Genomic DNA, 12,277 nt, shown 5'->3' with positions numbered 1-12,277 from the left:
GGTCCGCCACAACCCGCGGCCGCGCCGCCACTGGACGCCGCTCGGACGGCGGCGAATACTGTGTGCAAGAAGAGATCACATCGGGAGGATGGCATGAGGCTTCGGCTTGGTCTGGCCGCGCTGGCATTCGCGTGGGCGGGGAGCGCGCTCGCGGACCCGCTAACCTTCCAGGTCGATCCGGCCTGGCCGAAACCGCTGCCCAACAACTGGATCATGGGGCAGGCTTCGGGCGTGGCCGTCGACGCACAGGACAACGTCTGGGTGGTTCAGCGCCCGCGCAGCCTCACCGACGACGAGAAGGCCGCGAGCCTCAATCCGCCCCGCACCAAGTGCTGCCATCCCGCGCCCCCGGTGCTGGTGTTCGATCAGGCCGGCACCCTGATCCGCAGCTGGGGCGGCCCCGGCGAAGGCTACGACTGGCCCCAGAACGAGCACGGCATCCACATCGACCACAAGGGCTTCGTCTGGCTCGCCGGCAATGGCGACACCGACGGGCAGATCCTGAAGTTCACGCCCAACGGGACGTTCGTGCTGCAGATCGGCAAGCAGGGGCCGCAGACCAACAGCCTCGACACCAGCCGCCTCGGCAAGCCCGCGGCGATGCAGGTCGACCCTGAGACCAACGAACTCTTCGTCGCCGACGGCTACTTCAACCACCGGGTCATCGTGTTCGATGCCGAGACCGGCGCGTTCAAGCGGATGTGGGGCGCCTACGGGAAGCCGCCCACCGACGAGACTCTCCCGGCCTACGACCCGGCCGCCGCGCCCACGCAGCAGTTCCGCAACCCCGTCCACTGCGTCCAGATCGCCCGGGACGGGCTGGTCTACGTCTGCGACCGCACCAACGACCGGGTCCAGGTCTTCCGCCGCGACGGCAGCTTCGTGAAGGAGTTCTTCGTCGAGAAGAGCACCCGCGCCAACGGCTCGGTCTGGGAGCTGGCGCTCTGGCCCGATGCCGAGCAGAGCTACCTCCTCAACGCGGACGGGGCCAACAACGAGGTCCGGACGCTCAGCCGCGACACCGGCGAGGTGCTCGGCGCCTTCGGCCGCAACGGCCGCATGGCGGGCGATTTCCACTGGGTCCACAACCTCGCGGTCGACAGCCGCGGCAACGTCTTCACCACGGAGGTGGACACCGGTAAGCGCGCCCAGAAATTCCTGTTCCGGGGCGATCTGATCCTGCGCAAGCGGGCCGCGCTGCCCTGACGCTCACGGCGCCCGCCCGGCCCGCCTCTTCCCCAAGGGGCAAGAGGCCTCGGCGTGGCGCCGAGACCCGTTTCCCGTCCGTGGCTCAGTAGACCCGCGTGACCCAGCCATGGGGATCGGGAGCGTTGCCGCGCTGGATGTCGACCAGGGCCGAGCGCAGGCGCTTCGTCACCGGACCGGCGACGTTGTCCGAGACGGAGAATTCGCCGTCCGGGCTGCGCACGGTACCGATCGGCGTGATCACTGCGGCGGTGCCGCAGGCGAAAACCTCGCGCAGGCGGCCGCTGGCAGCATCGGCCTTCCAGTCGTCGATGGAATAGGGCCGCTCGGCGACCGCGATGCCGTCGGCCTTTGCCAGCGTCAGGATCGAGTCGCGGGTGATGCCCGACAGGATGGTGTCGCTCAGCGGCGGGGTCACCATCGAGCCGTCGTCGAAGACGAAGAAGATGTTCATGCCTCCGAGCTCCTCGACCCAGCGGCGCTCGACCGCGTCGAGGAACACCACCTGGGCGCAGCCGTGCTCCACCGCCGCAGCCTGGGCGCGCAGGCTGGCGGCGTAGTTGCCGCCGCACTTGGCGGCACCCGTCCCGCCGGGGGCCGCGCGGGTCTGGTCCTGCGAGACCCACACCGTCACAGTTTCGGATCCGCCCTTGAAGTAGGCGCCCACCGCCGAGGCGATGACGAGGTAGAGGTATTCCGAGGACGGCTTGACGCCGAGGAAGACCTCGCTGGCAATCATGAAGGGGCGGAGGTAGAGGCTGCCGCCCTCGCTCGACGGGATCCAGTCGCGGTCGGCGCTGACGAGCTGCTTGACCGACTCGACGAAGACCAAATCGGGCAGCGCCGGCATCGCCAGGCGCTCGGCCGAGCGGCGGAAGCGCAGGGCATTGGCCTCCGGTCGGAACAAGGCCGCGCCGCCATCCGCCGTACGATAGGCCTTCAGGCCCTCGAAGATCTCCTGGGCGTAGTGCAGCACCGCCGCCGCAGGATCGAGTTGGATCGGGGCACGCGCCTCCACCCGTGCGTCGTGCCAGCCGCGTCCCTCGACGTAGCGGATCGTCACCATGTGGTCGGTGAACACCCGCCCGAAGCCGGGATCGACCAGAAGCTCGGCCCGGCGTTCCGGCGAGACGGGCGAGGCATGCGGCTGGGTGGCGAAGGGAAGATCGTCGGGGGCGCTCATCGTCAGTCCTTACTTACGTCTCGTCGGATCAATCAAGAGCCGGTGCGGCGCCGGCCACGGCGGGGGCCGCCGGGGGCATCCGGACGGCGGCAGCATCCGGGCGACGGCAGCATCCGGGCGACGGGACGTGTGCTGCTGCTCTGATACGACGATGTCCGCTTGCGATCAAACGGCTTGCATCCTAATAATACGCAAACGAAAAGAGGGCCGGATCGTCCACGGTCGGTGCGCACAGGAGCCTCGCGCGTGTCTGCCCGAAAGCCGCCCGTCAGAACTCTGGACCAGCTCCGCCTCGCCTACACCCACACGCTTCTGCTGACGGGCCGGCACTGGCGCCGCGCGGCCAACACGGTCATGGAGGCGCATGGTCTCTCCGACGCCACGGCGGTTCCGCTGATCATGATCGGTCGCCTCAATGGCGCGCCGCGTCAGAACGCCCTAGCGGAGGCCGTCGGCATTGAGGGGCCATCCCTGGTGCGCCTCCTCGACCAACTCTGCGAAGCGGGCCTCGCGGTCCGCCGAGAGGATCCCACCGACCGCCGGGCTAAGGTGCTCAGCCTCACCACCGCCGGGACGGCCGTGGTCGCCCGCATGGAAGCCGATCTCGTGCGCCTGCGGGCCGAAATCTTTTCCGAGGTCAGCACCGCCGATCTCGAAGCGAGCCTGCGGGTGTTCGCGTCGCTGCAGGCCTCCTGCATCCGGTGATGCGCGAGGGGTTGCCCCGCCCTGCGCTCCGTCTCTGTCTTCAGCCCATGCGCTCTTGGCGGGAGCTTTACGTCCGGCCGAGGTTCGTTCCAACCGGGGGATGCTGCCGAACGCCGCGTCCCGGCTGACTTGAAGGGACGACGTCGTGCGCTCTTTGCAGCGCATGTCTAACACATCATCCGGCCGGCCGGTTCTCTATTGCCTTCACTATCTCGGCGGCAGCGCCGCAACCTTCGACGCGGTGGCGGAGCACCTCGCGGGTGCGGTGGACTGCGTCGCCCTGGACTTGCCCGGCTTCGGCGCCGACGGGAGCGGTCCCGGCCGAGACGTCGGCGCGATGGCCGACGGCGTGGCGGCCCGGATCCAGGCAGACGCCCCGGCCCGATGGCTGCTGGCCGGCAACAGCATGGGCGCCAAGGTCGCTCTCGCGGTCGCCCGGCACGCGGAGGATGGCGCACCCGGTCTCGAAGGCCTCGGAGGCCTCGTGCTGATGGCCGGTTCGCCGCCCTCCCCCGAGCCGATGTCCGAGGACAAGCGCGCCGCGATGATCGCCTGGATCGATGCTGATTCAGCCACGCGCGCGCGGGAGGCGGACGCCTTCGTCGCTCAGAATGTCGGCGCTCCCCTCGATCAGGCCCTGATGGACCGGACCGTGGCGGATGTCCTGCGCGCCAGCCCCGAAGCCTGGAAAGCCTGGCTCGCTCACGGCAGCCGTGAGGATTGGTGCGCGCGGATCGGTATCCTGCGCAGCCCGGCGGTCATCCTGGCCGGTTCGGAGGATGCCGATCTCGGCGCGACCGCCCAGGCTGCCCTGACGGCTCCGCACCTTGCCCAGGCCCGTCTCGTCACCCTGGAGGGCGCCGGGCACCTCATTCCTCTTGAGCGCCCACAGGCCGTAGCCCTGGCCGTGGGTACGCTCCTGGTCGAATCGGCCTGGCAGGAAGCGCCCGCCCCTGCCCCCACCTTGCCGCAGGCCTATGCGGACCTGATTCGGTCGGAACGCGTGAACGGCCGCCTGCGCGAGGCACTGCTGGCGCGGGCGGAGCCGGACGACCCGGCCTATCAGCCCCGCGCCCTCGATCCGGTCGGTCTGTCGATCCTGCGGGCCGCCTGTGACCGGGTGCTGCCACAGGATGGGCCGGCCCGCATCGATCTGGCCGCCCGCATCGATGCGCGGCTGGCGAGCGGGGCCGGTGACGGCTGGCGCTTCGCCAAACTGCCGCCGGACGCGGAGGCCTACAGCCTCGCGCTGCGGACCCTGGACGCCGCCGCCCGCGCGGCCCACGCGAAACCCTTCGTGGTTCTCGACGCCAATGAGCAGGATGCTCTGCTGGAAAGCCTGGAGACCGGCACGGTCTCGGGCGATCTCGATGCCGAACAGATGGGGTTCTGGTTCGAGGATCTTCGCGCCGACGTGGCGCGCACCTATCTGGCCCACCCATTGGCGCTGGCCCGCATGGATTTCAGCGGCATCGGTGCGGGCGGCGACACCGACCCCCTCCCGGGCTTCCGCGACATCGGTATCGGCCAGCGCGAAGCATGGGAACCCTGCACGCTTCCGGAGACCACCCGATGAACCTCGATGCGATGCATCGCCATGCAATCCACGAGACCGTCGACGCGGTGGTGATCGGCACCGGCGCCGGCGGTGCGCCCCTGCTGGCACGCCTCGCCCAGGCCGGCCTCTCCTGCGTCGCCCTGGAGGCCGGGCCGAACTTCGATCCGAAGGGGTTCGCCTTCGACGAGACACTGGCCGACGAGATCTATTGGACCGAGGAGCGGATCAGCGGCGGCTCGACGCCCGAAGCCTTCGGCGGCAACAATAGTGGCACCGGCGTCGGCGGCTCGACCTTGCATTGGGGCGCCTTTACGCCCCGGGCCGATGCCCGCGATCTGCGCCTCCACACCGAGACCGGTGAGGGCGTCGACTGGCCCTTGGACTATGCCGAGCTGCGGCCGTTCTACGAGCGTGTCGAAGCCTTCATCGGCGTGTCCGGTCCGGCCTCCTATCCCTGGGACGAGACCCGTGCCTACCCGCTCGGCCCCGTCGCCCGCAACGCACCGGCCCAGGCCATGGCCAACGCCTGCACGGCGCTCGGGGTGCGATTCGCCGATGCCCCAGCGGCGGTCGTGTCGCGCGCCTTCCCTCAGGAGCATGGCCCGACCCGGCCCGGCTGCATCAACTGTGGGTATTGCCACCAGGGCTGTCGCACCGGCGCCAAGACCAGCATGGACGTCACCTACCTGCCGCTCGCCGTGCATCACGGCGCCGAGATCCGGGCCGAGGCCCGGGTTCACGGCATCGAGCGGTCGAAGGACGGCCGCGTCACCGCTGTGATTTACCGCCAGGGCGGCGTCGACCGTCGCCAGCCCTGCCGCAACGTCTTCCTGTGCGCCGGCTCGGTGGAATCCGCACGCCTCCTCCTGCACCTCGACCTCTGCAACGGCAGCGGTCAGGTCGGCCGCAACTACATGGGCCACGTCGCCACCCAGGTCTGGGGCACCTTCGAGCCCGAGATGCGGATGAACAAGGGCTATCCCTCCTCGCTCATCACCGAGGATATGATCCGCCCGGCCGACGCGGACTTCGCTGGTGGCTATCTCGTGCAAAGCCTCGGCGTGGTCCCGCTCACCTTCGCCAATTCCCTGGCGCGGGGGCGAAAGCTCTGGGGACGGGCGTTGGCCGACCAGCTCGCGCGCTACAACCACATGGCCGGCATCGGCATCAACGGCGAGACCCTGCCCTGCGACGCCAACGTGCTGACGCTCTCCGATGAGGTCGACGCGTTGGGGATGCGCAAGGCGGCGATCAGCTTCGGCTACAGCCAGAATGAAAAGCGCCTCAACGCGCACGCCACCCGATTCCTGAACCAGGTCTGGGAAGCGGCCGGCGCGACGGATCTCTGGACCCTGGAGCGCGTCGCCCACACCATCGGCACCTGCCGCATGGGCCGCGACGGCGACACCGCGGTGGTCGATCCCTATGGCCGCAGCTTCGAGGTGCCGAACCTGTGGATCTGCGACGGCTCGACCTTCCCGAGTTCGCTCGCCGCCAACCCGGCCCTAACCATCATGGCCATGAGTCTGCGGAGCGCCGAAGCGTTCCTGGCGGACGGACGCTAAAGTCTTTGGTTTTCGTTTGTCGTGTCAGGGATAACCGGTTTCCGCTTATCCCTGACAAACTCTGGGCTGATGGATTCGGGCGGTGGCTCAGGCCACCGCCTGGGCCACGATGTCGGGGTAGCGTCCAATGAGCCGGACATCGGCAATGCTGAAATCCGGCGCTGTCGCCCGCGCCTGCTCCCAGTCGCGCAAGGTCCCGACAGGAACCCGAAAGCGGTTGGCGAACTCCGACTGCGACAGTCCGAGGCTGGTCCGCGTCCAACCCATCAGGCGGGTACGCTGTCTCCGGTCCAGGTCTTCGGCCGTCGCGTCGAAGTCCTGGTCGTCGGCCGGATCAGCCGAGAGCGCAATCGGCGCGTTCTTCACTCGTGTTTCCCATTCCCCTCAATACATCGGGGTCCCGCCGGTGACCGGCACCAGCGCGCCCGTCATGTAGCTGCCCTCCCGCGAGGCGAGCAGCACGTAGGCGGGGGCCAGTTCGGCCGGCTGGCCGGCCCGGCCGAGGGGCGTGTCGGCGCCGAGGGATGCGATCTGCTCGGGACTCTTTACGATGGGCTGGATCGGGGTCCAGACAGGGCCGGGCGCGACGCAATTGACCCGGATGCCCTTGGGCGCGAGCAGGTTCGACAGGCCGATGGTCAGGCTGGCGATGGCGCCCTTGGTGGAGGCGTAGACCAGCATGGTCTTGTCGGCGATCTTGGCCTGCTGGCTCGTGGAATTCACGATGGCCGAGCCCGGCTTCATGTGCGGCACGGCGGCCTGGGCGAGGTACAGCATCGCGAACACGTTGGCGCGGAACGAGCCTTCGAGATCCTCCGGCGTCACATCGTCGAGTTCTTCGTTCACCACCTGGGCGGCAGCGTTGTTGACCAGGATGTCGAGGCCCCCGAGTTCCGCCACGGTGCACTCGACCAGCGTCCGGCAATGGGCCGCATCGCGTAAATCACCGGGCAGCAGAAGGACGCGGCGCCCGGCTTTGCGGACCCAGTCCGCGGTATCTTCGGCGTCCGACTGCTCGACGGGCAGGTAGGAGATCGCCACGTCGGCGCCCTCGCGGGCATACGCGATCGCCACGGCCCGGCCGATGCCGGAGTCACCGCCGGTCACCAGGGCGACGCGGCCGGTTAGCAGGCCTTTGCCGACGTAGCTCGTTTCGCCGTGATCGGGCGCCGGATCCATGCGCGAGCTCAGACCCGGCCGCTCCTGCTGCTGGTCGCCGGGAAAGGGCGGCCGCGGGCCGGCGTCACGGGGGTCGATGGTCATCGGCTTTCGGGCCTTCCAGGGCTGTCTTGGGAGCGAGGCTTTATCGGGAGCGAGGCTGTCGCAAGGGACCGGGAGCCCGCGGGGGCGGGCTCCCGGGATCGGTCAGGCGCTCGCGTCGTCGGCTTCCAGGATCGTCTCGAGGTCGCCCGTGAGGGCATCGAGCTGGTCGGCCGTCGCCCGGATCTTGAAGGTGGTGCCGTCCTCGGCCTCGACCGCGATTTCCACGTGGTCGTCGACGCGGGCGGCTAGGGCCTGCTTGAGAATGTAGGTCGTGACGTCTGCCGTCTTGTCCGCCGTCTTATCTGCCGTCTTGGCCATGCTGCCGTCTCCTGCTGTGGTCCCGGGCAACGCGGCAGAGCCTGGGGCGGATCTGCGACCAAAGCTCTCGCTCGGTCCCGAGGCCTACAGACCCTGTCCCGATAGGGTGGCGGCGGCCTGGATCAGGGCGAGGTGGGTCAACCCCTGCGGCAGGTTGCCGAGATAGGTTCCACTGACGGGGTCGGCCATCTCGGCATAGGTGCCGGAATTCCGATCGAGAGCCGCCACCAGGGCCTCGAAGGCGGCTTCCGCCTCCGCCTGCTCCCCGAGCAGGGCCTTGGCCTCGATCAGCCAGAACGTGCAGGCGAGGAAGCAGCCCTCTTCCGCCTCCGCGCCGGTGTAGCGGTAGTGGTAGGGACCGCGCCCCAACGCTCGGTCGATGGCCCGGCAGGTGGCGGCGAGGCGGACGGGATTGCCGAAGCGGAATCGTACCGCAAGGGTCAGGGAGGCATCGAGCTTTTCGGTGCCCGGATGCATGACGTAGGATTGCTGCGCCTCGGACCAGCAATGCTGATCGATCCACTCGGCGACCCGGTCGCGGGCACGCGCCCAGCGCTCCCGGCACGCCCCCGGAAGGTGTCCGCCATCGGCGAGTTCCACCGCCCGGGCGAGGGCCTGCCAGCAGCTGATCTTGGAGCCGGTGTAGTGTTCGGCATCCGGCAGTTCCCAGATGCCCGCATCCTTGAGCTTCCAGGACTCGGCGCATTGGTCGGCGAGTTCGGCGAGCAGCGCCCCGGTGCGCAGGTCGAGCATGTTGCCGTCGGCGACGAAGCGCTCTGCGGTCTCGAAGATGTCGCCGTAGATGCCGTGCTGGTGCTGACCCGTCGCCAGGTTTCCGGTCCGCACGGGACGCGAGCCGCGATAACCCGGAAGGTCGATCTCCCGCTCGCCGGGCACGCGCCCGCCGTCGAGGGTGTAGAGCACCTGTGCCCCGTGCTCGCCGATGTGGCGCATCAGCCAGGACAGGGCGGCGTTGGCCTCGGCCTGCGCGCCCAGGCGCAGGAAGGCCTTGATGACGTAGCCGGCATCGCGGATCCAGGCGTAGCGGTAATCGTAGTTCTTGGAGCCGCCGATGCCCTCGGGCAGGGACGTCGTGGCCGCCGCCGCGATGGCGCCGGTGGGCGAGTAGAGCAGCAGCTTCAGCGCCAGGGCGCTGCGCTCGACCTGCTCGGCGTAGCGACCCCGATAGGCGAGCCGTTCGGTCCAGTCCCGCCACTCCCCGCACGACACGTCGATGCGCCGGTCGATCTCTTCGATGGGCGCCACCACCAGGGGCTGGTCCTCGGCCGCCACGATGGCGACGACTTCGCGCTGGCCTGCGCGCACCTCCACGAAGCTCAAGATGGCGTGGTCGTTCTCCGCCTCGATCCGGATGCCGTCGCTGGTCCGGAACAGGCCCATCATGCCGGCGACGTGGAAGGCGGTGCCGTTGCTGTTGCCCGACAGGTACGGGGCGGCCGTGTCGCCCCGGGTGCCGAACACCAGCGCCACCCGGAAGCGCACGTGCCCCTCCAGGCCCTCGATCCGGCGGGCCAGCTCCGCCCAGGGCAGGCGTCCGGCCGGGCCGCTGTTCAGGCTCTCGGTGAGCCGCGCGCGCCCGGTCTTCGTGGTGAAGACGGTCTCGTGGACGTTGCTGCCTTCGCGATAGCCGATCTCAGCCGTGAACGGCTCCTCCGGGGTGATCGCGAAGTAGCCGCCTTCGTCTGGGCTCAGCAGGCGGTCGAACAGCGGCGGCGAGTCGAGATTGGGGCAGCACCACCAGTCGATGGAGCCATCCGCCCCCGAGAGTGCCACCGAGCGGCCCTCACCGATGGCCGCGTAGGCTTCGAGTGGGAGGTAGCCGTCGGTGCGGGTGACGGCACCACCTTCGCGGGGAAAAGGCTTCAGCACGGTACGGATACCCTTGGTGGGGAAGCGGACGGCACGGGTCGGAGGCAGGCGCGCCGCCACGGGCAGTGCGTGCGCGTCGCGAATGTCCGAACCAAGCCGACCGGAAGCCTCCGCGGAGACCTGGTCGAACCCGCGCCGTCATCGGCCGTTCCGGCCCGGACTTGCTGCATGTTGACACGGCAGTGCGCGTGAGAGGCCCCGCCTGTGGCCTGGAGGCCGCATCGCCGTACCCTTCCGTACGACCAGAATGAACGCTCATTGACCAGTGAATGAACATTCAATACGACGATGGGGTCGGATGGAGGATGCGATGCAGCGGACCCACGAGGATGCCCGGTTTCAGGCGCTGGTGCGGCGGGTGCGGACACTCGTCGCGCCGGAGCACCTGCTGCTCGGGGCCGTGCTGGTGCTCGGCTGGGCCGCCCTGATTGCCTGGACCGGCAACGGCTCGGTCGGCTGGCAGGCCCGTCTCTGCGCCGATGCGGATGCCTCGGTCACCGCCTGCCGGATGGTCGCGCCGTCTGCGGACGGACGGGTCTCCTGAGCATGGCCTCGCCGGTCGGCACCCTCATCGATGCCCGCGCCGGACAGGCCGCGCGTCGGGAACAGATCCTCGACGCCGCCTGCGCCTGCTTCGTGCGCAACGGGTTCCATCGCACCACCATGCAGGATCTCGCCCGCGAGGCCGGGATGACGGCGGGCAATTTCTATCACTATTTTCGCTCGAAGGAGGCCCTGGTCCTCGGCTTGGTCGAGCGCGAGCGTGAGAGCGGCGCCCTCCTGGTGACGCGCCTCCAGCAGGAGGGCGACCGGCGCAGTGCCCTGTTCGGGGTACTCGGACAGTATTTCGGGTCGCTGACCCGCGAGGCGGCGGTGCTGCGCCTGGAGATCTGGTCCGAGGGAACCCGCAATCCCGCAATCGCGGCCCTGACGGCGGAGACGGAGGCGGAGGCGCGGGCTTGGTTCGAGGAGACCTTCGCCGACCTCGCCACCGCTTCGGACTGCGACCCGTCCGGCCTCTACGCCCTGCTGGCGCCCCAGCTGAAGGGCATCGTCCTGAGCCGCGCCATCCTGCCCGATTTCGATACGGGCATGGCCGTGGCGCAACTCCAGGCCCTGATCGAGGCAGGGCTCGCCGGCTGCGCGCCTCTCCCAGCCGGGGAGCCCCGCTCATGCCCCGCCATGGAGTCCCGCTGATGAACTTCGCCCGCCTCGGCTTCGCCCTTCTCGCCCTGGCGCTGCCGGCTTCGGCGGCCCTCGCCGGCCCTGCGCCGGCGGGGGCTGTGCAGCCGAAATCCACGCTCGTGCCGACCATCAGCGTGGTCGAGGCCCGACGGCGGGAGATCGTCGAGTCGGTGGTCGTCACCGGCACCCTGGTCCCGCGCGACGAGATCCTGGTGACGCCGGAAATCGAGGGCTACCGGGTCACCGAGGTGCTGGTGGAGGAAGGCGCGCGCGTGGCCCGGGGCCAGGTGCTGGCCCGCCTCTCGCACGACCTCATCGACCGGCAACTCGCCCAGCAGGCCGCCCTGGTGGAGAAGGCCGAGGCCGCCGTGCCCCAGGCCCAAAGCAGCATCGAACAGGCGGAGGCCGCCGAGACCGAGGCACGCCTTGCCTTCGAGCGGGCGCAACAGCTCCTGAGGACCGGCAACGCCACCGCCGCCGTGATGGAAGGACGCACTGCGACCCTGCGCCAAGCCGAGGGCAAGCGCGCCTTCGCCCGCAACGGCCTGCGCATCGCACGGGCCGACCTCGCCCAGGCCCGCGCCGTTCTCGACGAACTGAACCTGCGTCTGGCCCGCACCGAGATCCGCGCGCCGGAGGCCGGTATCGTCAACCGCCGCAGCGCCCGCGTCGGCCTCGCGGCTTCGGCCTCGGCCGAGCCCCTGTTCCGCCTGATCGCCCGGGGCGAGATCGAGCTGGAGGGCGAGGTGCTCGAGACCAAGCTGCCGCAGCTCCGCGAAAACGCCCCGGCCTGGATCGAACTCGGCGACGGCTCCCGTGTCTCGGGCAGCGTGCGCACCGTGTACCCCGAGGTCGACAAGGCGACGCGCCTCGGCAAGGTCCGCGTCCGCCTCGATCCGGACCCGCGCCTGCGCATCGGCACCTTCGCGCGCGGCGCCGTCGAACTTGCCCGCACCCGCGGCGTGACCGTGCCGCAGGCCTCCGTGCTCTATGGAGGGGCTCAGCGCAGCACCGTCCTCGTTGTCGCGGACGACGTGGTGGAGGCCCGGGCCGTCCGCACCGGGCTGTCCGACGACGACGACATCGAGATCCGCGCCGGGCTCGCCGACGGTGAGCGCGTCGTGGCCCGGGCCGGCAGCTTCCTGCGCGACGGCGACCGGGTCCACCCGGTGGCCCTGGCGGTGCCGGAGCCCGCCCTGGCTTCGGGCCCCTCCCCGCGCGCGACCGCTGAGGCGGGCACGCCCTGATCGGGCGGGCGTGTCGCCAACCGCTCGCCCGAATTTCTCTCGCGGTGCTCCGCCATGCCGGGTCCATTCTTCAGAGTGCCCTGTTTCCCGAGGCGGGAAGTCCGTTGCGCTCCCGCCGGCCGGCCCATGAACCCTGAACCCAACCCGCACCGAGCCG

At 69.9% G+C, this 12,277-nt stretch carries 12 protein-coding genes; 7 read left to right on the top strand and 5 right to left on the bottom strand.

All coding sequences use genetic code 11. From position 1 onward, the window contains the following. The first annotated feature begins 93 nt into the window (after positions 1-93). Positions 94-1,206, top strand: coding sequence for a hypothetical protein (locus ASF60_RS22710; protein WP_056190512.1), 1,113 nt, complete (start codon positions 94-96; stop codon positions 1,204-1,206). 85 nt (positions 1,207-1,291) lie between these two features. On the opposite strand, the gene ASF60_RS22705 is transcribed toward ASF60_RS22710, so the two are convergent. Further along, complete coding sequence (locus tag ASF60_RS22705; RefSeq protein ID WP_056190509.1) at positions 1,292-2,389, bottom strand: branched-chain amino acid aminotransferase; 1,098 nt, start codon at positions 2,387-2,389, stop codon at positions 1,292-1,294. Positions 2,390-2,635: 246 nt separating this feature from the next. Between ASF60_RS22705 and ASF60_RS22700 the strand changes: the two genes are divergently transcribed. The 3 genes from ASF60_RS22700 to ASF60_RS22690 all read left to right on the top strand — a co-directional run bounded on the left by ASF60_RS22700 (position 2,636) and on the right by ASF60_RS22690 (position 6,217). Next, positions 2,636-3,094 (top strand): MarR family winged helix-turn-helix transcriptional regulator, encoded by a 459-nt coding sequence (locus tag ASF60_RS22700; protein ID WP_244476820.1) that lies wholly within the window; start codon positions 2,636-2,638, stop codon positions 3,092-3,094. Positions 3,095-3,257: 163 nt separating this feature from the next. Continuing rightward, positions 3,258-4,670: an alpha/beta hydrolase gene (locus ASF60_RS22695; protein WP_056190507.1), complete on the top strand. Its 1,413-nt coding sequence runs from the start codon at positions 3,258-3,260 to the stop codon at positions 4,668-4,670. Next, positions 4,667-6,217, top strand: coding sequence for a GMC family oxidoreductase (locus tag ASF60_RS22690; protein ID WP_056190505.1), 1,551 nt, complete (start codon positions 4,667-4,669; stop codon positions 6,215-6,217). Before ASF60_RS22695 ends, ASF60_RS22690 begins: the two co-directional genes overlap by 4 nt. A gap of 87 nt (positions 6,218-6,304) precedes the next feature. On the opposite strand, the gene ASF60_RS22685 is transcribed toward ASF60_RS22690, so the two are convergent. From ASF60_RS22685 to ASF60_RS22670, 4 genes are all read right to left on the bottom strand, one after another. Next, positions 6,305-6,583: a helix-turn-helix domain-containing protein gene (locus ASF60_RS22685; RefSeq protein WP_056190502.1), complete on the bottom strand. Its 279-nt coding sequence runs from the start codon at positions 6,581-6,583 to the stop codon at positions 6,305-6,307. An 18-nt stretch (positions 6,584-6,601) separates the two neighbouring features. Continuing rightward, complete coding sequence (locus ASF60_RS22680) at positions 6,602-7,480, bottom strand: SDR family oxidoreductase (RefSeq protein ID WP_056190500.1); 879 nt, start codon at positions 7,478-7,480, stop codon at positions 6,602-6,604. Positions 7,481-7,582: 102 nt separating this feature from the next. Beyond that, positions 7,583-7,798, bottom strand: a complete 216-nt coding sequence (locus ASF60_RS22675; RefSeq protein ID WP_056190499.1) for a hypothetical protein — start codon at positions 7,796-7,798, stop codon at positions 7,583-7,585. A gap of 84 nt (positions 7,799-7,882) precedes the next feature. Further along, entirely contained in the window at positions 7,883-9,748 is a 1,866-nt protein-coding gene (locus ASF60_RS22670) for a glycoside hydrolase family 15 protein (protein ID WP_244478547.1), read from the bottom strand. Positions 9,749-9,998: 250 nt separating this feature from the next. Between ASF60_RS22670 and ASF60_RS22665 the strand changes: the two genes are divergently transcribed. From ASF60_RS22665 to ASF60_RS22655, 3 genes are read left to right on the top strand one after another with little or no spacing between them, the layout of a single operon-like run. Beyond that, the gene (locus ASF60_RS22665; RefSeq protein WP_156634374.1) at positions 9,999-10,232 is read left to right on the top strand and encodes a hypothetical protein; all 234 of its coding nucleotides are present in this window, start codon (positions 9,999-10,001) and stop codon (positions 10,230-10,232) included. Between the two features lie 2 nt (positions 10,233-10,234). Next, positions 10,235-10,885, top strand: a complete 651-nt coding sequence (locus ASF60_RS22660) for a TetR/AcrR family transcriptional regulator (RefSeq protein ID WP_056190495.1) — start codon at positions 10,235-10,237, stop codon at positions 10,883-10,885. Beyond that, complete coding sequence (locus tag ASF60_RS22655) at positions 10,861-12,120, top strand: efflux RND transporter periplasmic adaptor subunit (RefSeq protein ID WP_443136791.1); 1,260 nt, start codon at positions 10,861-10,863, stop codon at positions 12,118-12,120. The genes ASF60_RS22660 and ASF60_RS22655 overlap by 25 nt, the downstream gene beginning before the upstream one ends. Positions 12,121-12,277 lie beyond the last annotated feature (157 nt).

The organism is Methylobacterium sp. Leaf113, from assembly GCF_001423325.1.
GTDB lineage: Bacteria > Pseudomonadota > Alphaproteobacteria > Rhizobiales > Beijerinckiaceae > Methylobacterium.
The sequence above is the reverse complement of the archived record's forward strand: the minus strand, read 5'-3'. Positions and strand labels throughout refer to the sequence as shown.

Bases quoted from the DNA above. Each gene is read 5' to 3' on its own strand.
- ASF60_RS22690 (WP_056190505.1), top strand. From the start codon at position 4,667: ATGAACCTCGATGCGATGCATCGCCATGCAATCCACGAGACCGTCGAC.
- ASF60_RS22710 (WP_056190512.1), top strand. From the start codon at position 94: ATGAGGCTTCGGCTTGGTCTGGCCGCGCTGGCATTCGCGTGGGCGGGG.
- ASF60_RS22680 (WP_056190500.1), bottom strand. From the start codon at position 7,480: ATGACCATCGACCCCCGTGACGCCGGCCCGCGGCCGCCCTTTCCCGGC.
- ASF60_RS22665 (WP_156634374.1), top strand. From the start codon at position 9,999: ATGCAGCGGACCCACGAGGATGCCCGGTTTCAGGCGCTGGTGCGGCGG.
- ASF60_RS22705 (WP_056190509.1), bottom strand. From the start codon at position 2,389: ATGAGCGCCCCCGACGATCTTCCCTTCGCCACCCAGCCGCATGCCTCG.
- ASF60_RS22675 (WP_056190499.1), bottom strand. From the start codon at position 7,798: ATGGCCAAGACGGCAGATAAGACGGCGGACAAGACGGCAGACGTCACG.
- ASF60_RS22655 (WP_443136791.1), top strand. From the start codon at position 10,861: ATGCCCCGCCATGGAGTCCCGCTGATGAACTTCGCCCGCCTCGGCTTC.
- ASF60_RS22695 (WP_056190507.1), top strand. From the start codon at position 3,258: ATGTCTAACACATCATCCGGCCGGCCGGTTCTCTATTGCCTTCACTAT.
- ASF60_RS22660 (WP_056190495.1), top strand. From the start codon at position 10,235: ATGGCCTCGCCGGTCGGCACCCTCATCGATGCCCGCGCCGGACAGGCC.